Annotated in this window: 24 protein-coding genes; 10 read left to right on the top strand and 14 right to left on the bottom strand. The window is 74.1% G+C overall.

All coding sequences use genetic code 11. The annotated features are described in order from the left end of the window. Positions 1-50: 50 nt before the first annotated feature. From DEI92_RS14380 to glp, 4 genes are read right to left on the bottom strand one after another with little or no spacing between them, the layout of a single operon-like run. Positions 51-569: a molybdenum cofactor biosynthesis protein MoaE gene (locus DEI92_RS14380; RefSeq protein ID WP_181434945.1), complete on the bottom strand. Its 519-nt coding sequence runs from the start codon at positions 567-569 to the stop codon at positions 51-53. Then, positions 566-1183 carry a molybdenum cofactor biosynthesis protein B gene (locus DEI92_RS14375; protein WP_111013986.1) on the bottom strand — a complete coding sequence of 206 codons (618 nt, stop codon included), beginning with the start codon at positions 1181-1183 and terminating at the stop codon, positions 566-568. The genes DEI92_RS14380 and DEI92_RS14375 overlap by 4 nt, the downstream gene beginning before the upstream one ends. Continuing rightward, positions 1180-1653 (bottom strand): cyclic pyranopterin monophosphate synthase MoaC, encoded by a 474-nt coding sequence (gene moaC, locus DEI92_RS14370; protein WP_111013985.1) that lies wholly within the window; start codon positions 1651-1653, stop codon positions 1180-1182. The genes DEI92_RS14375 and moaC overlap by 4 nt, the downstream gene beginning before the upstream one ends. After that, entirely contained in the window at positions 1650-2921 is a 1272-nt protein-coding gene (gene glp / locus DEI92_RS14365; RefSeq protein ID WP_111013984.1) for a gephyrin-like molybdotransferase Glp, read from the bottom strand. The genes moaC and glp overlap by 4 nt, the downstream gene beginning before the upstream one ends. A gap of 114 nt (positions 2922-3035) precedes the next feature. Here glp and DEI92_RS14360 point away from each other — a divergent pair, with 114 nt between their 5' ends. The 5 genes from DEI92_RS14360 to DEI92_RS14340 are packed head-to-tail and all read left to right on the top strand — an operon-like array spanning position 3036 to position 7387. Beyond that, positions 3036-3977, top strand: a complete 942-nt coding sequence (locus tag DEI92_RS14360; RefSeq protein WP_111013983.1) for an MTAP family purine nucleoside phosphorylase — start codon at positions 3036-3038, stop codon at positions 3975-3977. Beyond that, positions 3974-5221 carry an NAD(P)-dependent oxidoreductase gene (locus DEI92_RS14355; RefSeq protein ID WP_111013982.1) on the top strand — a complete coding sequence of 416 codons (1248 nt, stop codon included), beginning with the start codon at positions 3974-3976 and terminating at the stop codon, positions 5219-5221. Before DEI92_RS14360 ends, DEI92_RS14355 begins: the two co-directional genes overlap by 4 nt. A 5-nt stretch (positions 5222-5226) precedes the next feature. After that, positions 5227-6015, top strand: a complete 789-nt coding sequence (locus tag DEI92_RS14350) for a glycosyltransferase family 2 protein (protein ID WP_309146561.1) — start codon at positions 5227-5229, stop codon at positions 6013-6015. Next, on the top strand, positions 6012-6686 hold the full coding sequence (locus DEI92_RS14345; protein WP_111013980.1) for a DUF2064 domain-containing protein: 675 nt from the start codon (positions 6012-6014) through the stop codon (positions 6684-6686). The genes DEI92_RS14350 and DEI92_RS14345 overlap by 4 nt, the downstream gene beginning before the upstream one ends. Then, positions 6683-7387 carry a bifunctional 2-polyprenyl-6-hydroxyphenol methylase/3-demethylubiquinol 3-O-methyltransferase UbiG gene (locus DEI92_RS14340; protein WP_258368681.1) on the top strand — a complete coding sequence of 235 codons (705 nt, stop codon included), beginning with the start codon at positions 6683-6685 and terminating at the stop codon, positions 7385-7387. The genes DEI92_RS14345 and DEI92_RS14340 overlap by 4 nt, the downstream gene beginning before the upstream one ends. 103 nt (positions 7388-7490) lie before the next feature. Here DEI92_RS14340 and DEI92_RS14335 read toward each other — a convergent pair whose 3' ends face one another. Both DEI92_RS14335 and DEI92_RS14330 read right to left on the bottom strand, forming a co-directional pair. Then, positions 7491-7997 (bottom strand): hypothetical protein, encoded by a 507-nt coding sequence (locus DEI92_RS14335; RefSeq protein ID WP_111013979.1) that lies wholly within the window; start codon positions 7995-7997, stop codon positions 7491-7493. After that, entirely contained in the window at positions 7994-9373 is a 1380-nt protein-coding gene (locus tag DEI92_RS14330; RefSeq protein ID WP_258370216.1) for a molybdopterin-dependent oxidoreductase, read from the bottom strand. The genes DEI92_RS14335 and DEI92_RS14330 overlap by 4 nt, the downstream gene beginning before the upstream one ends. A gap of 77 nt (positions 9374-9450) precedes the next feature. Here DEI92_RS14330 and DEI92_RS14325 point away from each other — a divergent pair, with 77 nt between their 5' ends. Further along, positions 9451-10944 carry a glycosyltransferase family 87 protein gene (locus DEI92_RS14325; protein WP_146249164.1) on the top strand — a complete coding sequence of 498 codons (1494 nt, stop codon included), beginning with the start codon at positions 9451-9453 and terminating at the stop codon, positions 10942-10944. A 2-nt stretch (positions 10945-10946) separates the two neighbouring features. On the opposite strand, the gene DEI92_RS16355 is transcribed toward DEI92_RS14325, so the two are convergent. After that, positions 10947-11384 carry a hypothetical protein gene (locus DEI92_RS16355; RefSeq protein WP_146249163.1) on the bottom strand — a complete coding sequence of 146 codons (438 nt, stop codon included), beginning with the start codon at positions 11382-11384 and terminating at the stop codon, positions 10947-10949. On the opposite strand from DEI92_RS16355, the gene DEI92_RS14320 reads away from it, so the two are divergent. The 3 genes from DEI92_RS14320 to DEI92_RS14310 all read left to right on the top strand — a co-directional run bounded on the left by DEI92_RS14320 (position 11359) and on the right by DEI92_RS14310 (position 14216). Next, entirely contained in the window at positions 11359-12801 is a 1443-nt protein-coding gene (locus DEI92_RS14320) for a GH25 family lysozyme (RefSeq protein WP_220037504.1), read from the top strand. The genes DEI92_RS16355 and DEI92_RS14320 overlap by 26 nt on opposite strands. A gap of 135 nt (positions 12802-12936) precedes the next feature. Beyond that, the gene (moaA, locus tag DEI92_RS14315; RefSeq protein ID WP_111013976.1) at positions 12937-13974 is read left to right on the top strand and encodes a GTP 3',8-cyclase MoaA; all 1038 of its coding nucleotides are present in this window, start codon (positions 12937-12939) and stop codon (positions 13972-13974) included. After that, positions 13971-14216: a MoaD/ThiS family protein gene (locus tag DEI92_RS14310; protein ID WP_111011194.1), complete on the top strand. Its 246-nt coding sequence runs from the start codon at positions 13971-13973 to the stop codon at positions 14214-14216. The genes moaA and DEI92_RS14310 overlap by 4 nt, the downstream gene beginning before the upstream one ends. Here DEI92_RS14310 and DEI92_RS14305 read toward each other — a convergent pair. Next, a complete protein-coding gene (locus tag DEI92_RS14305) occupies positions 14191-14616 on the bottom strand; it encodes a MerR family transcriptional regulator (RefSeq protein ID WP_111011193.1) in 426 nt (141 codons plus the stop codon). The genes DEI92_RS14310 and DEI92_RS14305 overlap by 26 nt on opposite strands. A 128-nt stretch (positions 14617-14744) precedes the next feature. On the opposite strand from DEI92_RS14305, the gene DEI92_RS14300 reads away from it, so the two are divergent. After that, complete coding sequence (locus tag DEI92_RS14300) at positions 14745-15467, top strand: SDR family oxidoreductase (RefSeq protein WP_111013975.1); 723 nt, start codon at positions 14745-14747, stop codon at positions 15465-15467. Between the two features lie 42 nt (positions 15468-15509). Here DEI92_RS14300 and DEI92_RS14295 read toward each other — a convergent pair whose 3' ends face one another. From DEI92_RS14295 to DEI92_RS14270, 6 genes are read right to left on the bottom strand one after another with little or no spacing between them, the layout of a single operon-like run. Next, positions 15510-16568, bottom strand: a complete 1059-nt coding sequence (locus DEI92_RS14295) for an ABC transporter ATP-binding protein (RefSeq protein WP_111013974.1) — start codon at positions 16566-16568, stop codon at positions 15510-15512. Beyond that, a complete protein-coding gene (locus DEI92_RS14290; protein ID WP_258370215.1) occupies positions 16565-17380 on the bottom strand; it encodes an ABC transporter permease in 816 nt (271 codons plus the stop codon). Before DEI92_RS14290 ends, DEI92_RS14295 begins: the two co-directional genes overlap by 4 nt. Continuing rightward, the gene (gene modA / locus DEI92_RS14285) at positions 17377-18195 is read right to left on the bottom strand and encodes a molybdate ABC transporter substrate-binding protein (RefSeq protein WP_111013973.1); all 819 of its coding nucleotides are present in this window, start codon (positions 18193-18195) and stop codon (positions 17377-17379) included. The genes DEI92_RS14290 and modA overlap by 4 nt, the downstream gene beginning before the upstream one ends. Further along, positions 18192-18635 (bottom strand): molybdopterin-binding protein, encoded by a 444-nt coding sequence (locus DEI92_RS14280; RefSeq protein WP_111011189.1) that lies wholly within the window; start codon positions 18633-18635, stop codon positions 18192-18194. The genes modA and DEI92_RS14280 overlap by 4 nt, the downstream gene beginning before the upstream one ends. 12 nt (positions 18636-18647) lie before the next feature. After that, on the bottom strand, positions 18648-19943 hold the full coding sequence (locus DEI92_RS14275) for a sensor histidine kinase KdpD (RefSeq protein ID WP_111013972.1): 1296 nt from the start codon (positions 19941-19943) through the stop codon (positions 18648-18650). Next, positions 19940-20599, bottom strand: coding sequence for a response regulator transcription factor (locus DEI92_RS14270; RefSeq protein ID WP_111013971.1), 660 nt, complete (start codon positions 20597-20599; stop codon positions 19940-19942). Before DEI92_RS14270 ends, DEI92_RS14275 begins: the two co-directional genes overlap by 4 nt. Between the last annotated feature and the right edge of the window lie 41 nt (positions 20600-20640).

Genomic DNA, 20640 nt, shown 5'->3' with positions numbered 1-20640 from the left:
GGGGGGGGCTGCTGTGTGTAAAGGGGGGGGGGGGGGGGGGGGGGCGGGGGCTACAGCGCCGCCACCCACTCGTCCGTCCCGTCGGTGAACCGCTGGTGCTTCCAGATCGGCACCTCGTCCTTGACCCGGTCGACGAGCGCGGAGCACGCCGCGAAGGCCTCGGCCCGATGCGGTGACGCCACGACGGCCGCGAGCGCGACGTCGCCGACGACGAGGTCCCCGACCCGGTGCAGGACCCCGATCCGGACACCGGGGTGCTCCCCTGCGACCGCCCCGGCAACCCGCGCGATGACGGCCGCGGCCGTGGGGTGCGCCTCGTACCCGAGCGCGTGCACGCCCTTGCCGCCGTCGTGGTCGCGCACGACCCCGGCGAAGGTCACGACCGCACCGTCGGCGTCGGTGGGGACCACGGCCTCCAGCTCGGCGACGCTGATCGCGCGGTCGACGACGTCGGCGCGCACGACGGCGTCGGGGAGGCCCGGCTCGCCCCCGCCACCGGACCCGGCTCGGTCAGCACCATCGACGGGGAGACCCGGGGCCGCGTGCGCCCCGCCGCGCTCGTCGCTCACGACGCACCTCCGGCACCGCGGGGCGCGTGTCCCTCGCCGGCGACCTGGTCGAGCAGGTGGTCGAGCACGCCGTCGATGACGTCGAGGCCGTCGCGGACACCCCCGCGCGACCCGGGCAGCGTGACGACGAAGGTCCCGCCCGCGGCGAGGCCGGCCACACCGCGGGTGAGCAGGGCGCGGGTCGATGCCTGGGCCCCGCGCCGACGGAGCTCCTCGATGATCCCGGGGATCTCGAGGTCGATGAACGGCGCGACGGCCTCGGGCGTGCGGTCGGTCGGGGTGACACCGGTGCCACCCGTGAGCACGACGATCCTGGCGCCGCCGGCGAGTTCGGCCGCGACGATGTCGGCGATCGGGCCGCCGTCGGCCACGATGACAGCGCTCTCGACACTGAACCCGCGCTGCCGCATCCAGTCGCAGATCACGGGGCCGGTGGTGTCGAGGGACTCGTCCGCGGCGGCCTGGGTGGACACGACGACGACGGCACCGCGGCCGCGGCCGGCGGACGATGCCCCGGCCCCGGACCCGGGTCCGGCCGCAGCCCCGGTCCCGAACTCGGCCCCGGCGGCGTTCGCCGGCGTCGGTGCCCCGGTCGCCGGCACGTCCCCGCTCACGACGCGCTCCAGCCGCCCGAGCGGCCGCCGTGCTTCTCGAGCACCCGGACGTCCGTGACGACGGCGCTGCGGTCGACGGCCTTGACCATGTCGTAGACGGTCAGGGCCCCGACGCTCGCGCCGGTGAGGGCCTCCATCTCGACGCCGGTGCGGGCGGTGGTCCGGACGGCGACGGTGACGACGACCCGGTCGTCCTGCCCCGTGACCTCGACCTCGACGCCGCTGATCGGCAGCGGGTGGCAGAGCGGGATGAGGTCGCTCGTGCGCTTGACGGCCATGATCGCCGCGATGCGGGCGGTGCCGACGACCTCGCCCTTCGGGAGCGTGCCGTCGAGGATGCGGGCGACGACGTCCGGTCGGGTGACGAGCGTCGCCGTGGCCGTGGCGGACCGTGTCGTGACGTCCTTCCCGGAGACATCGACCATGTGCGCCGAGCCGTCGGGGCGGACGTGGGAGAGCGCGTCGGTCATCGGATCCTCCAGGTGGTCAGGACGTCGCCCGGCGACACGGTGTCCGTGTCGACGGGGACGTGCACGAGGTGCGTCGCCTCGGCGAGGTGCGCGAGCAGGTGGGAACTCGGTCCGCCGACGAAGCGGATCGTGCCGTCCTCCACCCTGCCCCGTCGGATCTGGTGTTTCCCGGACGGTGACGCGGCGGCCTCCCCGGCGGGGAACGACTCGGCCGGACGGTCGGGCAGGCCGGCGTGGCGGGCGAACACGGGGCGCAGGAACACCTCGAACGACACGAGGGCCGACACGGGGTTGCCGGGGAACGCGACGACGGGGACCGCCCGGTCGCCGAAGGGCACGGAGCCGAACGCCTGCGGCCCGCCGGGCTGCATGGCGACCCCGGTCACGGTGAGTCCGGCGGGCTCCAGGGCCTCGCGCACGACCTCGAACGCACCCATGCTGATCCCGCCCGTGGTGACGACGAGGTCGGCCCAGTCGCCGACGGCCGCGGTCACCGCGCCCCGGAACCGGTCGACGTCGTCGGGCACCCGGACCGCGCGGGTCTCCGCGCCCACCTCGGCGAGCGCGGCGCGGAGCGCGGCACCGTTCGCGTCGCCGATGGTCGCGCCCGCCACGCCCCCGCGGTCGGCACCGGCACCGCCGGCACCATCGGGCGGTGCGACCTCCGAGCCCGTCGACACGACGAGGACCCGTGGTCGCCGGACGAGCGTCACCCGCTCGACCCCTGCGGCGGCGAGCAGACCGAGCAGGGCGGGCGTGCACGCCGCCCCGGCGGTCGCGAGCACCCCGCCGACCGGGAGGTCCGACCCCCGTCGCCGCACGAACGTCCCGACCGCGGGTGCCTCGGCGATGGTCACGGTCGGCAGGTCGAGCGCGGCGGGGAACCGGCCGGGCGGGACCGCCTCGACCGGCACGACGACGTCGGCACCCGCGGGGACGGCCGCCCCGGTCATGATCGGCGCGGCCGTGCCGGGCGCGAGCGGCGGCGGGGCGGCGCCGGCGGCGATCGGGGCCACCACGCGGAGGGGGACGCCGGCGTCGGCGGCGCGGAGCGCGAACCCGTCCATCTGACTGTTGTCGAACGGCGGCAGGTCGATCGGGGCGGTGATGCCGACGGCGAGGACGCGGGCGGCGTGCCCGGCGAGGGGCTCCGCGGCGAGGTCGTCGACGAGCCGGTCCTCCCGGCCGCCCGGCGCCACGGCGAGTGCCGCGAGCACGGGGGCGACGAGGTCCGCGATCGCGAGCCGGTGGTCCTCGATGGTGCGCATCGTGCTCCTCGTCGTCCGGATCGTCCGGGCTGCTGGAGACATGCCTAACGTCAGCCGAACGTCTGCCGATAGCGTAACCGGGACCTCGCTCTGCCCCCGGAAGGACGCCACCACGTGGACAGCTCCACCCCGCTCGACGATCCCCACGCCGACCCTGCAAGCACACCGACCGACGCCGTGCCCATCGGCGTGATCGGCGGGTCCGGCCTGTACTCGCTGTTCGCCGAGGGCACGGCGACCGAGATCGAGGTCGACACCCCCTACGGGCGCCCCTCGAGTCCGATCACCGTCGGCACCATGGCGGGGCGCCGGGTCGCGTTCCTCACCCGGCACGGGCGGGAGCACTCGGTGCCGCCGCACCGGATCGAGTACCGGGCGAACGTCTGGGCGCTGCGGTCCCTCGGCGTGCGCGCGATCGTGTCGAGCTCGGCCGTGGGCGGTCTGCACCCCGAGTACCCGCCGGGGACCTTCGTCGTGACGGACCAGGTCATCGACCGGACGTGGGGGCGGCAGGACACGTTCTTCGACGAGGGCGGTGTCCAGCACCTGTCGTTCGCCGACCCGTTCGACCCCGTGCTGCGGCGCATCGCGGTGCGGGCGCTGACCGATCTCGGCGTGCCGCTGCAGCCGACCGGCACCTGTGTCGTCATCCAGGGCCCGCGGTTCTCGACCCGCGCCGAGTCCGTCTGGATGCGTGAGGCGGGCGGTCACACCATCAACATGACGATGTCACCCGAGGTGCAGCTCGCCGCCGAGCTCGGCATCGGGACCGTGAACCTGTCGTTCGTGACGGACGCCGACGCCGGGCTCGCGCCGGCCGAGGACGCACCGGCCGCCGACGCACCGGCCGCCGACGCAGGGGCCGACGCGGCGCCGGCCGACGACACCGGCGCCGTGACGCACCACCTCGTCATGGAGCGCCTCGCCGCGGCGAACGCGGTCATCGTCCACGCGATCGAGGCGATCGTCGGCGCGGTGCCCGACGACCACACCCCGCGCGAACTCGTGCCGGCCGAGGCGTCCGCGTCGGTCATGGCGCGGGCGGTCCGGGCATGACGGACGGCACCACGGCCTCCCGGCCGCACGGCGAGCACCTGCTCGTGACCGGCGGCGCGGGCTTCATCGGCTCGGAGATCGTGCGGCGCGCCGTCGCCGCGGGGTACACGGTGCGCGTGCTCGACTCGTTCCGCCCGGACGTCCACGGCGATCCGACGGGTCTGGTCGAGGAGCTCGACGCGCTCGGGGTCGAGGTCGTCCGCGGGGACGTGCGCGACGCCGACGCGGTGGACGCCGCACTCGTGGGCATCGACGTCGTGTGCCACCAGGCCGCCAAGGTGGGGCTCGGCGTGGACTTCCAGGACGCCCCGGACTACGTGTCGAGCAACGACGTCGGGACGGCGTCCGTCCTCGCCGCAATGGACCGCGCGGGCGTCGACCGGTTCGTCGTCGCGAGCTCGATGGTCGTCTACGGCGAGGGTGCCTACCGGACCTCCTCGGGGGACCCGGCGCGCCCGCCCGCACGCCGCCGCGAGGACCTCGACGCCGGCCGCTTCGAGCCCATCGGGCCGGACGGACACCCGCTCGTGCCGGAGCTCATCGACGAGTCGGCCGCCCTCGACCCCCGGAACGTGTACGCGCAGACGAAGGCGGCGCAGGAGCACCTGGCGTCGTCGTGGGCACGGGCCACCGGTGGCCGGGCGATCGCCCTGCGGTACCACAACGTCTACGGTCCGGGCATGCCCGCGAACACGCCGTACGCCGGCGTCGCATCGCTCTTCCGGTCCGCGATCGCCCGGGGCGAGGCACCCCGTGTGTTCGAGGACGGCGGCCAGCGCCGCGACTTCGTGCACGTCGCCGACGTCGCGGACGCGAACATCGCCGCCATCGCCGCCACGCGCACCGCGTCGCCGGACAGCTTCGCGGCCTACAACGTCGGCTCCGGCCACGTCCACACGATCGGTGACATGGCCGCCGCGATCGCCGGTCCGGACGGGCCCCAGCCGGTCGTCACCGGGGAGTACCGGCTCGGCGACGTCCGGCACGTCACGGCGTCGTCGGCCCGCATCGCGCGGGAACTCGGCTGGTCGGCGCAGGTCGAGTTCGTCGCCGGGATGCGCGAGTTCGCCTCGGCGCCACTCCGGGCCGCGGTTCCGAGGGACACCACCCCGAGCACGACGGACGCCGCCACGGTGTCGACGGAGGCCTCCGCGGTTCCGACGGACGCCACCGCGGGCACGAGCGAGGACGATCAGGGCGGCTCGGAGGAGCCTCCCATCGATCTCCCGGCCCGCACCGAATGACCGGCATGACCGTCGACGTCGTCCTCCCCTGCCTCGACGAGGCCGAGGCGCTGCCCAGCGTCCTCACCCGCCTGCCCGATGGATACCGCGCGATCGTGGTGGACAACGGCTCGACCGACGGGTCCGCCGAGGTCGCCCGCGCGCACGGGGCGCTCGTCGTCACGGAGCCCCGACGCGGGTTCGGGTCGGCCTGCGCCGCCGGGGTCGCCGCCGCCACCGCCGACGTCATCGCGTTCTGCGACGCCGACGCCTCGATGGACCCGATGGACCTCGTCCCGCTCGTCGCACGGGTCACCGAGGGCCGCACGGACCTGGCTCTCGGCCGGCGACGTCCGACCGGGTCCGGCGCCTGGGCCCCGCACGCCCGGTTCGCGAACGTCGTCCTCGCCCGGCTCATGCGCGGTGCCACCGGGTACCGCCTGCACGACCTCGGCCCGATGCGGGCGATGTACCGCGAGGGTCTCGTCGCCCTCGACCTCCAGGACCGGCGGAGCGGCTACCCGCTCGAGATGGTCCTCGCCGCGCACCGCGCCGGATGGCGCGTCGACGAGTCGGACATCGGGTACGCGCAGCGCATCGGCGACAGCAAGGTCACGGGCACTCTGCGCGGCACCGTCAACGCCATCCGCGACATGTCACGGCTCCTCCGCCGGTACCGACGGGAGGACCGGCTCGACCCCGCCCGACCGACCCACCTCGACGACGGGACCGCTGCGCGGACCGCTGCCGCGCCTCCCGACCGGTCAACGGGCGTCCAGTCGGCGGGAGCGGACGCGACGGAGGTGCGCGCGTGACGACCGTGGTGCTCATCTGCAAGGAGTGCGTGCCCGGCCGTGTGAAGACGCGGCTCTCGCCTGCGCTCTCGCCGGTCGAGGCGGCCCGGGTCGCCGCGGCGAGCCTCGACGACACGATCGCCGCCGTGCTCGCCATGCCCGCCGAGCGACGGGTGCTCCTGTTCGACGGCGAGCACGTCCCCGCCGCCGCGGCGTCCTTCGACGTCCTGCACCAGGTGCGGGGCGACCTCGACGAGCGACTCGCGGCCATGTTCGACACCGTGGAGGGTCCCACCCTGCTCGTCGGCATGGACACGCCGCAGCTCACTCCGACGCACGTCGCCCCCGTGTTCGTCCGCGGCACCGACGGCCAGGAGGGCGCTGACCACGACGCGTGGTTCGGACCGGCCGCGGACGGCGGGTTCTGGGGCCTGTGGCTCCGCGAGCCGCGCGGCGACCTGGTCCGCGGCGTCCCGATGTCCCGCGACGACACCGGCGCGGTGCAGCTCGACCGGCTCCGCGCCGCCGGGCTGCGCGTCGGTCTGCTCGACGAGCTCCTCGACGTCGACACGATCGCCGACGCCGAGACCGTTGCCACGCTCGCGCCCGAGTCCCGGTTCGCGGCGGCGCTCGCCGCGGTGCGCGAGGACGACCCGGACGCCGGACGCGACCTCGAGGAGGCACGGCGATGACCACCGACACGATGCTCACCACCGGCGGCAGCCACGGAGGCGACGACCGCGACGCCGCGTTCGGCGCCGGCGGCGACGAGCCGTACGCGCAGGCCCTCGCGACCGACGGCCACATCCGGCTCCGCGACCCCGACCGCCCGGGACACGACGTGACGTTCGACGTCGGCCGCTGGAACGCTCCCGCCGACGAGGTGGACCTGTCCCTGCTCGAGGTCGTCGACGGTCCGCTCATCGACATCGGTTGCGGCCCCGGGCGGATGCTCGTCGCGGCGGGCCGGTTCGGGATCCCCGCACTCGGGGTCGACGTCTCCCCGGCTGCGGTCTCGATCGCCCAGCACGCCGGCGGCCGCGCGATCCAGGGTTCCGTGTTCGACCCCGTGCCCGACGAGGGCCACTGGGACACCGCGCTCGTGATCGACGGCAACATCGGGATCGGCGGGGACCCCGCGGCGTTGCTCGAGCGGTGCCGGGCGATCGTGCGCCCCGGCGGTCGGATCATCGTCGAGACGAACGCCGACCCGGACGCCGACCGCACCTACGACGCCCGCGTGGTGGACGCCGACGGCCGGACGAGCGCGGAGTTCCCCTGGGCCGAGGTCGGGCAGCGTGCGCTCCGCCGCGACGCCCGCGTCGCCGGGCTCAGGGAGTCGCAGCGCTGGACGGTCGCCGGTCGGTCGTTCTGCGAACTCCGCCGCCCCTGATCGACTGCACCGCCCCCTTCCGTCCCCTTCCGTCCCCTTCCGCGAGATCGCAGTCGTTGCCGTTCTGGAGGTGCCCAGAGCAGCAACGACTGCGATCTCGCGGTCAGGGGAGGCCGGGGCCGGCCGGGCCCGAAGGGCCGGAGGCACCGGCCCCGCCGACGCGGCGGCGCCGGGTGCCGCGCACGCCCACCGCGACCGCGCCGACCGCCACGACCCCGAGCACGACCTCGGCGAGCACGAGCCGGAGGGTGTAGTCGAACGGCACCACGGTCGGGTTCTTCTCGTGGTGCGTCGCCTGGATCTCGGGCAGCACCACGAGGGCGAGCACCGCTCCGACGACGACGGCGACCTGCACGACGACGAGCGTCCACCCGGGCAGACGTCGCCCGGCCTTCCGCAGCAGCACCCCGACCAGCACGACGAACGGCGAGAGCACCCCGTCGTGGAGCACCACGGCGCCGATGAGCCACCACAGGAGCCCGACCGCCTTGTGCGGCCGCTCGACCGAGCCGAGCGTCCAGGCGCCGAACGCGAGGACCGCGACCCCGACGAGCACGAGCACGAGCCGGGCGATCCGGACGCCCCGAGCGGTGGTGGGTGCGGTGCTCACGAGGTCACCTCGATGCTCGAGAGCCACTTCGTCTGCAGCACCCCGGGCCGTCCGGGCGCGATGATCCGCGCCGGGTAGCCGTGGTCGAGCGGGAGGTCCGCGCCGTTGACCTCGAGCGCGACGAGCGTCGTCGGATCGGCCGTGTACTCCGCGCCCATCTCCATCACGCGGTACCCGCCGTGTCGCTCGAGGCTCGTGACCCGCAGCGTGCTGGCCGCCGGGGCCCCGACGGCCCGGACGAGGTCGCGGATGCGGACGCCGCGCCAGGTCGCCATCTGGCTCCATCCCTCGACGCATGCGATCGGCAGCTCGACCGTGACGAGGTCCATGGCCCGCAGGTCCGCCCGCGAGAAGCGCTTGCGGACGCCGTTCGCGGACACCGTGAGCCCCCAGTCCCCCGCGCGGGCGGTCTCGGTCACCCCGGCGGCGTGGGCGGTGCGGTTCACGGGCAGGCCGGCCGGGCCGAGCCCACGCTGCCGCGGCGCGAAGAGGGTGAACGGCTCGCCCAGGCGGGAGGACTGCCCGACCGTGAGGACGACGACCGCGGCCACCGCGCCACCGACGGCGGTGAAGAACCCGCGGCGCGCCAGGCGCTGCCGGCGTCCGTCCTGCGATGCGGCCGGAGGCTGGTCGCCGTCACCCGCGCGGCCTCGCGGACCTCCGGGGTCCGCGTCGATCCACCGGAGGAGTCGGCCCGTGACCCCGCGAGTCGGCGCGGCGGGCGACTGCCGGGCCTCCCGGCCGGAGCCCGCGCGAGCCGGCGCGGCGCCGTCGCCCGCGGGCACCGGGTCCGGCACGAGTTCGCTGCGCACGGCGGGGTCGACGACGAACCGGCCCTCGGCGTCGTAGGAGTCCCGCGCACGCCAGTACCGGACGATGAGCGGGAGCTTCGCGCCGATGTGGATCGCGAGCGAGCCGATGAGCACGTACGACAGCGCGTAGTGCGTCTGCCGGAACGAGAACGGCCACGGGTACCACTGGTACGTGTTGACGAGGCCGGTGAGCACCTGGACGACCGCCGCCGACACGAAGACCGTGATGGAGGCCCGTTCCAGCAGGTGCAGCGGCCCGCGGAGCGGGGGGTCCTGGACGAGCGCCGGCATGACCGTGTTCAGCTTGGCGAACAGGAGCGGGATGATCGCGATGCCGGTCGTGATGTGGAGGCCCTGCGTGAACTGGTAGAGCCGGGCCGGCCGCGTGGGGAACGTCATCCAGGGCAGCGGGTCCTGCAGGAAGTGGCTCCACAGTCCGGTCGCGAAGCACACGAGGAACGCGATGCCGAGCAGGCGCCCGAGCACGACCGCGGACCGGGCGTTGCGGTTCGGCGACGCCAGGCCGCGGCGGAGGTCACGGAGCAGCCGACGCACGGCGTTCATCCTGGCATCCCCTCCGGGCCGATCACGGTGGAACCGCCGGATGTGATGCCGCCGGGTGCCACTACGCTCGTCGCACCATGCCCCGAGCCCCGCGCCGCACGAGCACTGAGCGTCCCACCCGCCTCGGCGCCGTGCTCGCCACGCTCCCGGCCACGGTCACCGTGCTCGTGCTCGCGGGCGTCATCGCCTGGGGCATCACGCATCTGGGGTTCCTCCGTCCGGGTCATCGCACTCCATTCGTCACGTGGACCTGCATCGCTTGGGCGGTCTTCGTGCTGGGTGTCCTGCTGCTCCGCGCGGTGCCGCGGCGCGCGGTGGCGGCGGTCGTCCTGGGCGGCGCCGTGGTCGTCGGGGTCGCGGCGTTGGCCGGGCCGCCGGACACGAGCTCGGACAGCGCGCGGTACGCGTGGGACGGCATCGTGCAGCTGCACGGTCTGTCGCCCTACGCGCACACGCCGTCGTCCCACGTGCTCGCGGGCATCCGGCCGGACTGGCTCTTCGGGCACCCGACCCCGCACGTGGTGCAGAGCCCGACCGGCCCCACGTACTGCCCGGGGGACCGCATCCAGACCGCCCACGACACCGCCACGGACGCGCGCCTCTGCACGCCGATCAACCGGCCCTCGGTACCGACGATCTACCCGCCCATGGCCGAGCTCTGGTTCGCCCTGGTCCGCAGCCTGGTGCCCGTGACGGCGACGTACTGGCCGATGCAGGTCGCGGGCCTCGCCGTGTCGCTCGGGGTCACCGTCGGCCTGCTCCTCGTGCTGCGGCGCGCCCGCGCCGACCTCCGCTGGGCGGCCCTGTGGGCGTGGTGCCCGCTGGTCGCGTCCGAGGCGGTGACGAACTCGCACGTCGACGTCCTCGGTGCCGCGCTCGTCACGGTCGGCGCGGTGCTCGTCGCGTTCGGCCGTCCGGTGTGGGGCGGGATCGCGCTCGGTGCGGCGACGAGCACGAAGCTCATCCCCGCGATCGCGTACCCGGCCCTCCTCGGACGCCGCCGCTCGTGGTGGGCGCTGCTCGTCGGGGTCGCGGTGTTCGCGGTGCTGTACGTGCCGTACGTGGCGACCACGGGCCTCCGCGTGCTCGGCTACCTGCCCGGGTACCTGTCCGAGGAGGGCTACGACGACGGCTCCCGGTTCGCCCTCGTGTCGCTGGTCGCCCACGGGAACGCGGCGATCGTCGTCGTCGGCGTGGTGGTGCTCCTGGCAGCGGCCGTCGCCTTGCGCGTCGCCGATCCCGCCCGGCCGTGGAGCGGCGAGGTGCTCGTGATCGGGGTGACCCTGCTCGCCGTGAGCCCCCGCTACCCCTGGTACGCGCTGCTCCTCGTGCCGTTCGTCGTGCTGTCCGGGCGGTGGGAGTGGCTCGCGGTCGGACTCGCGATCACGGTCCGGCAACTGCACCCGTCGGTCGACACGTTCCGGTGGACCCTCGCGGCGGCGGCGGCGCTCGTGCTCTTCGGAACGCTGGTGCGGACACCGCGTTCGGACTGGGTACGCTGGCGCGCCCGTTTGTCCCCCGAACGCCACGCCCCCGTTCCGGGGGGTTCGGATCCGGACCGGCTCGTTTAGGCTCATCCGGACCGTTGGGGCGGCAGAGGGAACCGCCCATGATCAGGGAGTTCCGACTTGCGACCCAGCAAATTCTCAGGGGTGGTCGCTGCCGCGGCAGCCTGCACGGCCGTCGTCCTCGGCGGCCCGCTGCTGACCGTCACCAGTGCGGCGGCAGCCACCAGCACGGCCACCACGAGCACCAGCGCCACCACCACGACCACCACCGCGGGCACGGCGGCGACGGCGTCCGCCTCGGCGACGGCCGCCGTGCCGGCGACGCCGTCCGCGAGCGCGTCGGCGTCGCCGAGCGCCGCCGCGACCGCCGGCGCCACCGCCGCCGCCAGCGCCACGGCGCCCGCGAGCGCCGACGGGTCGGCCACGGGTGAGGGTGACCCGTCGCTCGCCGAGATGAACGCCGCGGGCAACCACACGATGGGCTCGACGATCGCGGCGAACACCGGCGCGAACGTGTCCGGCGGCCTCATGCACGCGAACGCGGCGAACTCGTCAGCGGTCCCGGGCACCGACGGGTTCGACATCAGCGCGTGGCAGACGAACAGCAGCATCAACTGGTCGTCCGCCTACAACAAGGGTGCGCGGTTCGTGTACATCAAGGCGTCCGAGTCGACCTCGTACACGAGCAGCCAGTTCGCGTCGCAGTGGACCAGCGCCACGAACGCCGGACTCATCCGCGGGGCGTACCACTTCGCGGTTCCGAACAAGTCGAGCGGCGCGACGCAGGCCACCTACTTCGCGGCGCACGGCGGCGGCTGGAGCGCGGACGGCCGGACGTTGCCCCCGCTGCTCGACATCGAGTACGACCCGTACACCGGCACCGACGGCACGAACACCTGCTACGGCCTGAGCGCTTCGGCGATGGTGTCGTGGATCCGGGACTTCTCGAACACGATCAAGGCGAAGACCGGCGTCCTGCCGGCGATCTACTCGACCACCGACTGGTGGAAGACGTGCACGGGCAACAGCGCGGCGTTCAGCGGCAGCCCACTGTTCATCGCCCGCTACCCGAGCAGCCTGTCGTCCGGGGCGGGGACGCTCCCCGCGAGCTGGACGAAGTACGCCATGTGGCAGTACGCCGACGCCGGGGTGTTCGCCGGCGACCAGGACGTCTACAACGGCACGCTCGCCCAGCTGCGGCAGTTCGCGACCGGTGGCGGCGGTTCCGCGCCGGCGATCCCGGCCGTGACCACGGTCGGCAGCTCCCTCAGCGCGGGCGCGCAGTTGAACAGTGGGCAGGGCATCACGTCGGCGAACAAGCAGTACACGCTGAACATGCAGGCCGACGGCAACCTGGTCGTCTACGGCATGAACCGCGCGCTGTGGTCGAGCGGCACGAGCGGCAAGCCCGGGGCCTACCTGAAGATGCAGGCGGACGGCAACCTCGTCGTGTACCTGGGCAGCAAGGCGATCTGGGAGAGCCACACCTCGAACAAGCCGGCGAACAAGCTCACCATGGAGGACAACGGGGACCTGCGGCTCGAGAACGGCAGCACGCTGTACTGGCACACGGGCCGCAACGGCCGCGACACGATAACGCCGACCTCGACGCTCACCGCCGGCCAGTACCTGCTGTCCCAGAACGGCAAGAAGCAGTTCATCGTGCAGGCGGACGGCAACGTCGTGGTCTACAGCAGCGGCAAGGCGACCTGGGCGTCCCAGACGTCGAAGAAGGGCGGCACCACGCTGACCCTCCAGGCCGACCAGAACACGGTGCTCTACAACAGCGCCGGGTCCGCGCTGTGGTCGACGAAGTCGAGCAAGTCCGGCGCGACGCGACTGGTGATGCAGGACGACGGCAACCTCGTGCTCTACAAGGGCACGAAGGCGGTCTGGGAGTCCCACACGTCCGGACGCTGACACGCTGACCCGCACCGACCCACCTGGTGGGGCGGTCGCCCAGGAGGCCCGGCCCCGCGCACGCAGCGCAGGGCCGGGCCTCCTGGCCGTCGCGGCTGGGACAGCGCCGCCGGGACCGCGACGTAGGCTGACGTCATGGTCATGCTGGGGATGCCGCACACCGGTCTCGTCGACCGCTTCGGTCGGCGTGCGATCGACCTCCGGGTGTCGCTGACCGAGCGGTGCAACCTGCGGTGCACGTACTGCATGCCGGCCGCGGGCCTCCCGGTCTCGCCGAGCGACGCGATCATGACGGCGGCGGAGATCGCCCGGCTCGTCGGCCTCGGGGCCACACGACTCGGCGTGCGCAAGGTGCGGTTCACGGGCGGCGAGCCCCTGCTCCGGGCGGACCTCGTCGACGTGGTCGCTCGATGCGCGGCGCTGCCCGACCGTCCCGAGCTGTCCCTGACGACGAACGCGATCGGCTTGGCCTCGCGCGCCCAGGCCCTCGCCGACGCCGGCCTCGACCGCATCAACGTCTCGCTCGACACGATCGACTCCGAGACCTTCACGACGGTGACCCGGCGGCCGTTCCTCGCGCGGGTGCTCGAGGGCATCGCCGCCGCGGACGCCGCCGGGCTGCGGATGAAGGTGAACGCGGTGCTCCTCCGCGGGGTGAACGACACCCACGCCGCCGACCTGCTCGCCTGGTGTCTGGAGCGCGGGTACGAACTCCGGTTCATCGAGCAGATGCCCCTCGACGCTGGGCACACGTGGGACCGCACCGAGATGGTCACGGCCGCCGAGGTCCGGACGCTCATCGCCGACCACGTCGTCCTGACGCCGCACGCCGCACCGCGTGACGGTGCCCCGGCCGAGCGCTACGACGTCGCGGAGCGGACCGCGTCGGGCAGCACCGGACGCCACCTCGGCACGGTGGGGATCATCGCCAGCGTGACGGAGTCGTTCTGCGCCGACTGCACCCGGACGCGGTTGACGGCCGACGGCAAGGTCCGGAGCTGCCTGTTCTCGGACGAGGAGACCGACGTCCTCACCGCGATGCGTGCGGGCGCCGACGACGACGAGGTCGTCGCCATCTGGCAGCGGGCGATGTGGGCCAAGCCGCGGGACCACGGCGTCGACCGCGCGGACTTCGTGCAGCCGGCCCGCTCGATGAGCGCGATCGGCGGATGAGCGTGACGCGCATCCGGTTCTTCGCGGCGGCACGCGCGGCGGTCGGGCGCGACGCGTTCGACGTCGACGCCCGCACCCTCGGTGCCGCGCTCGACGCAGTCCCGGTCGAGGACGCCGAGCGCTGGGCCGCCCTGCGGGGTCGCTGCTCCTACCTCGTCGACGGCATCTCGACGAAGGACGCCGCGACGCCCCTCGTCGGCGTGGGGCTCGTCGACGTCATGCCGCCGTTCGCCGGGGGCTGACGCTCTCGGACTCCTCGGACTCCTCGGACCGCTCACGGAGCGCGGGGCAGTGCTCGGGCGTCGGGTGGTACGCGATGTCGATCATCCGGTCGAGCGCGTCGCGCGCCGCGCCGAGGGACGCCATGGCCTCGGTGATCCGGTTGCGCTCCGACTCGAGCAGGGCGAACGCCTCGGGCGACGACGCCCCGCTGTCGACGCACGGCAGCAGCTGCAGCACCGTCCGGCTCGACAGCCCCGCGGCGAAGAACTGCTGGATCAGCTGCACCCGCTCGACGGCGGACTCCGCGTAGACGCGCTGGCCGCTCGCCGTGCGGATCGACGCGAGCAGCCCCTGCTCCTCGTAGTAGCGGAGCGCCCTCGGGCTGACCCCTGCTCGCCGTGCGACCTCGCCGATGCGCATCGGACGCCCCTTCCTCGGACACCGCTGGTGGGCGGGTGGCGGTCGCCACTTGCCCTTGACGTCGACGTCAACTCCTAGCGTAGCTCCGGCGGTGCCGATCGAGCCCGCCACCAGATGGAGGAACCAGCATGGACATCACCGGACAGACCGCCCTCGTGACCGGAGCGAACCGTGGCATCGGCCGCCAGTTCGTCCTCGAACTGCTCGACCGCGGGGCGACGAAGGTCTACGCCACCGCGCGACGGATCGAGACGCTCGAGTTCGACGACGCCCGAGTCGTGCCGTTGCACCTCGACATCACCGACCACGACTCGGTCGTCGCCGCCGCAGCCGCCGCGCAGGACGTGACCCTGCTCGTCGACAACGCGGGCATCTCGACCGGCGCGAGCCTCGTGACCGGGGACCTCGCCGAGATCCGCCGCGAGATGGACACGCACTTCTGGGGCACCCTCGACGTCGTCCGCGCGTTCGCCCCGGTCCTGGCAGCGAACGGGGGCGGCGCGATCGTCAACGTCCTGTCCGCGCTGTCCTGGTTCGCGTTCGGCCCCGCCTCGGGTGCCTACGGCGCCGCGAAGGCCGCCGAGTGGAACATGACGAACGGCATCCGCCTCGAACTGGCGGAGCAGGGCACGCTGGTGCAGGGCGTCCACCTCGGCGCGGCGGACACCGACATCATGGCGGGCTACGACGGCCCCATGATCGACCCGCGGGACGTCCCCCGGGCCTCCCTCGACGGGCTCGTCGCGGGCTCGATCGAGGTCGTCGTCGACGACTGGAGCGCGATGGTCAAGGCGTCGCTCGCGGGCGACCCGGCGGTCTTCTACGCCCAGCTCGCGGCGATGGCGGGCTGACACGGGTGGCGCGGCCCCCACGGCCGGTGTCCGCGTCCGCCGTCATCCCGCCGACGACGGGAACACCGTGACCTCGTCGGCCGGGAGGCCCACGGCCACCTCCGCCCCGACCCGCACGGAGGACGCGGTGACGGCCGCGACGGTGGCGTCCACGACGAACTCCCCCGCGACCACGCGGACGAGCCCGTCGCGCGGCTCGATCCGGTCGACACGGCGGAGGATCGCTGACGGCGCACCCCCGGGCCTCCCGAGCCGCGCCACCGTGGGGTGGTAGACGGCGAGCGCCACCGCTCCGGGCTCGGCGTCGACCGTGTCGGCCGGCAGGACCTCGCCGCTCGCGAGCCGGACACCGCCGGCCACGGCGTGCCCGGAGACCGATGTCAGGCCGGAGAACGCGGCGCCGAACGCGGAGGTCGGGCGTCGGAGCACCCGGTCGACGGGCCCGTCCTCGACGACGCGGCCCCGCTCGAGGACGACGACGCGGTCGGCGAGCGCCATCGCCTCGAGCGGGTCGTGCGTCACGAGCAGCACGGCGGCCGACCCGGCAGCGTCTCGGCCACGGACGGCGGCGGCGAGCGCCTGGCGGACCTCACGCTGCGCCTCCACGTCGAGCGCGGAGGTGGGTTCGTCGAGCAGGAGCACGCGGGGCGCGGTGGCGAGGGCACGTGCCACCGCGACGCGCTGGGCCTGGCCGCCGGAGAGCGACGACGGCCAGCGGCTGGCGAGGTGCTCGGCACCGACCGTCGTCAGCGCGGCGAGCGCGCGCCCGTGTGCGGCGCGTCGGCCGAGGCGGGTGGCTCGGGGCCCGTACGCGACGTTCTCGAGCACGGAGCGGTGCGGGAACAGCACGGGGTCCTGCCCGACGAGCCCGACGCCGCGGCGGTAGACGGGGACCAGGGAGCGACGTCCGCGGACGACGGGCTGCCCGGCGATCAGGACCTCACCGGCGTCAGGGCGGACGAGTCCCGCGGCGACCCCGACGACCGTCGACTTGCCGGCGCCGTTCGGGCCGACGAGCGCGACGACCTCGCCTGGCGCGATGGTCAGGTCGACCACGACGTCCCGTGCCGTCACGCCGAACCGGAGGACGGTGGCGGTCACGCGATCGCCCGACGACCGAGCAGGGACGACGCTCCGATGACGACGATCGCCACGGCGACGAGCACGAGCGCCAGGGCGACCGCCGTGTCGGGGTCGATCTCGCGCTGCAGGTAGATCTCGAGCGGCAGCGTGCGCGTGACGCCCTGCAGGCTGCCCGCGAACGTCAGGGTCGCGCCGAACTCGCCGAGCGCGCGTGCGAAGCACAGGACGAGGCCGGACAGGATGCCGGGGACCGCGCGCGGCGCGGTGATCGTGAGGAGCACGCGCGTGGGGCCGGCCCCGAGCGTCGCGGCGACCGCCTCGGCCCGTCCGTCACCCGCTCGGAGCGCTCCCTCGATCGCGGTGACGAGGAACGGCATCGCGACGAACGTCTGCGCGATGACGACCGCGACCGTGGTGAACGCGATCCGGACGCCGTGTGCGGCGAGGAACCCGCCGACGGGGCCGATCCGGCCGTACGCCGCGAGGAGCGCGAGCCCACCGACGACGGGTGGGAGCACGAGCGGCAGCAGCACGACCGCGCGGAGGACCCCGACCCATCGCGCGTCGGACCGGGCGAACAGCACGGCGAGCGGGAACCCGAACAGGAACGCGGCGCCGGTCGCGGCGAGCGCGGTACCGAGGCTCAGCCCGAGCGCGGTCAGCGACGCGGGCGTCGTGACGAGGTGGCCGAACGTCGACCAGTCGACCGATCCCGTCATCGCGACGACGGGGACGATCACGAACAGGCCGCCCACCACGGCGGGGACCGGGAGCCACCAGGGGACGGCGGCGCGAGGGGTCCCGGCACGCCGCGGCAGCCCGTCGGTCACGGCTTGCCGAACCCCGCGTCCCGCAGCACCCGCTCGCCCGCGGTCGAGCGGACGTAGCTGACGAACGACGCGGCGAGGGCCTTGTGCGCGGTGCCCTGGACGACGCCGATCGGGTAGGTGTTCACGGCCTTCGCGCTCGCGCTGAACGGGACGCCGTGCACCTTCGACCCCGCCGCCCGGACGTCGGTCGTGTAGACGACGCCGGCGTCGGCCTGCCCGGCCTCCACCTTGCCGAGCACGTCGGTCACGGACTGCTCCTCGCTGACGGGGTGCAGGGTGACGCCGGTCGCGGACTCGACCTTCGCCGTCGCTGCGCCGCACGGCACGGGCGTCGCACAGACGACGACCTGGAGGGACGAGCTCGCCAGGTCGGAGAACGAGGACACCTGCTTCGGGTTGCCCGGGGCGGTCGCGATCTCGAGCACGTTCGTCGCGAAGTCGTGGCTCGCCCCGGCGATCATGCCGCCGCTCTTCAAGGTCCCCATGGCCGTCTCGTCGGCGGATGCGAACACGTCCGCGGGCGCGCCCGCCTGGATCTGGCTGACGAGGTCGCTCGACCCACCGAACGAGAACGTGACGTGGGCGCCGGGGTGGGCGGCCTCGTACCGCTTGCCGAGCGTCGTGAAGGTCTGCTGCAGCGACGCGGCCGCGTACACGGTGAGCGTGCCGGTGGGGCCGGCGCTGGACGAGGCGCTGGCGGCGGGGGTGGCCGATCCGGATCCTCCGCCGGAGGAACAGGCGGCGAGGGCGAGCGTGCCGACGAGGGCGAGCGCGGCGGCCGCCACGGGACGGAGGCGGGACGACGGACGGGTCATGCGGGTTCCTCCCGGGCGGGCCCGTCCGCGTCGGACACCGGCGCGATCGGGGCTTCGACGACGACCATGGTCGCCTTGACGGACGCGACGGCGACGGACCCGACCTCGAGGCCGAGGTCGCGCACCGCCTCGGCGCTCATGAGCGAGACGACGCGGTGCGGGCCGCACTGGAGCTCGACCTGCGCCATCACGCGGTCGGCGACGACGTCGGTGACGATCCCGACGAACCGGTTGCGGGCGGAGCTCTGCACCCCCGACGCGGGGTCGGCGAGGGCCGTGCTGCGCTCCTTGGCGTACCGGGCGAGTTCGCGGCCGTCGACGACAGCACGGCCCGCGTCGTCCGTGGCGCGGGTGAACGTCCCGCCGTCGACGAGTCGTCGGACGGTGTCGTCGCTCACGCCGAGGTACGTGGCAGCGTCGCGGATCCGCAGTTGCGTCATGATGCTGCGATCCTAGGCGCAGGTACCGCCCCGATGCTCAACGCGTGTCGCCGGTAGGGAACTCGAGGCTGACCACGAGCCCGCCTCCGGGCCGCCCCTCGAACCGCAGCGTCGCGTGGTGCAGGTCGGCGACCCACCGGACGATGGAGAGCCCGGTACCGGTGCCGACGCCAGGTCCGCTGGCGACACCGGAGTCGGCGCCGTCGGCACGACCGGCGAGGCGTTCCGGAACGCCCTGCCCGAGTCGGCGACCGCGAAGCACTGGTCGCGCACCGTCACGCGGACCGGGCCGTCCGTGTGCCGGACGGCGTTCTCGACGAGGTTCCGGACCGCGTGTTCCACGAGGTCCGCGTTCCCCCGCACCACCGTCGGCACGGCGTCCACGGACACGAGGTCACCACGGCCGAGTTCGTCGATCGTGACCTCGACGAGCTGGTCGAGTCGGAGCGGCCGCTGGTCGATCTCGCCACCGGACTCCGACCGCGCTCGAGCGAGCAGGCTCGTCACCACGCCGGTCATCCGCTCCAGCCGACCCTGGAGGTCCCGGAGCGCCTGGTCCGCGGTGTCAGGATGCCGGACGCCGGACTCCGCGATGAGGCCGAGCGTCGCGAGCGGCGTCCGCAGTTCGTGCGCGGCCTCGCGGAGGAACTGCTCCTGCCGTTCCACCTGCTGCACGGCGGGACGCATCGCGCGACCCGAGAGCACGTGCCCGGTGACGGTCGCCAGGAGGACCAGCACGGCGACCGCGAGGACCAGCCCGAGCACGAGCGACCGACGGCTGAACGGCGCCGCGGCCGGCGCGCCCACCATCGTCATGGCGACGTCCGACGGGTCGAGCGGCCGCGCCACCCATCGCATCGCGACGCCGTTGCGCCCGGACACCGTCCGGAAGACCGACGCGTGAGCGTGCCGCATGCCCGCGTACATCGCGCTGATCACCGCCGAGGACGGCAGGGACGACTGCCGCGGTGAGGCGTACTCGATGCCCTGCGCGTCGATGAATCCCGCCGGCATCGTCCCGATCGCAGCGAACCCGGCACCCGACGCGGGCGTCGTCCCCGTCGCGAAGCTGAAGGACCGGCCGTCGTGCGTGACGCCCTCGGACACCAGGCGGGCCTGGGTGCGGAGGCCGTCGTCGACCTGGTGTCGCGCCGCCGCGTCCGTCGCGGCGAAGACCACCGCGAGGGCCACCATGCAGGCCGCGGTCGTCAGCGCGAAGAACAGGGTCATGCTCCAGCGGATGCGCTCGAGTCGCCGTCGGGCCGCCGGACTCGGGCGGGCCGCGATCGCGACCTCGCGCGTCCTCATGCTCGGATCCGGTAGCCGACGCCGCGCACGGTCTCGATCAGGTCGGGTTCGCCGAGCCGCCGCCGGAGTTGCGCGATCACGACGTCCACGACGTTCGACATCGGATCGCTGCGCTCGTCCCAGCACCCCTCGAAGAGCGCGCTCCGGGACACCACGGCGCCGTCCGCGGTGAGGAGCATCTCGAGGACCCCGAACTCCTTGGGCGTCAGGCTCAGGAGCACGCCGTCGTGGGTGACCTCGTGCCGGGGCACGTCCATGACGACCGGACCGGCGCGGAGGACGGGGACGCGGAGCACCGCCCCGCGCCGTGTCAGGGCCCGCAGTCGGACCTCGAGCTCGGCGAAGGCGAACGGCTTGACGAGGTAGTCGTCCGCGCCCTCGTGGAACCCGTCGACGCGGTCCTCGATCGTGTCGCGGGCCGTCAGCACGAGCACGGGGACGGTGTCGCCCGCCCGCCGCAGCGCGCGGAGGAACGTGAGCGAGTCACCGTCCGGGACCGTGCGGTCGAGCACGAGGCCGTCGTACGCGGTCACCGCGACGGCCTCGTCGGCGGCGGCGAGGTCGGTCACGTGATCGGTCGCGAACCCGGCCCGCCGGAGTCCGTCGAGGATCCGGGCGGCCAGGTCGAGATCGTCCTCCAACAGCAGCAACCGCACGTCCAGGTCCCTCCGACTCCGAGCGACACCCTCGCAGGACC

The organism is Curtobacterium sp. MCBD17_034 (assembly GCF_003234515.1).
Lineage (GTDB): Bacteria > Actinomycetota > Actinomycetes > Actinomycetales > Microbacteriaceae > Curtobacterium.
Note: the sequence above shows the minus strand (reverse complement) of the source record. Positions and strands in the feature narration are given on the sequence as shown.